Here is a 334-nt window from a genome sequence, read left to right as displayed (position 1 = left end):
GGTGGAATGTCGGCGTCTGGTACAATCCGTATTTGGTCGGGAGGAACAGCCGGGGCGAAAGGGCAACCACCCACTGATCCGACATTCCGGGTAGAAAGCAATGGAAACGTGGAAAGTAGAGGAAGTATCTATATAGCAAATTCAAATGGAGAAAAACTTGCCGGGTTATCGGGAGGTGGAACTGCCGGAAACTCTGTTCGAATCTGGGCTGGAAATGCAACACCTGCAAATGCTCCGTTTAAAGTTTATCAAAATGGGGATGCCTACATCGGAGGACTTAGGATGGAGTCTGGAGGACTATTCTCGGATAACCGCTATTCCGGTGAATCGTCTT

Annotated in this window: 1 protein-coding gene; it reads left to right on the top strand. The window is 49.1% G+C overall.

What is annotated here, in order from left to right; genetic code table 11:
• Positions 1-145 precede the first annotated feature (145 nt).
• Positions 146-334 (top strand): hypothetical protein (locus tag KTG12_RS21535; protein ID WP_216945561.1); only part of this gene is annotated, 189 nt, incomplete at its 3' end.

The sequence above is a fragment of the Parabacteroides sp. MSK.9.14 genome, assembly GCF_019041495.1.
GTDB classification, from domain to species: domain Bacteria; phylum Bacteroidota; class Bacteroidia; order Bacteroidales; family Tannerellaceae; genus Parabacteroides; species Parabacteroides merdae.
Note: the sequence above shows the minus strand (reverse complement) of the source record. Positions and strands in the feature narration are given on the sequence as shown.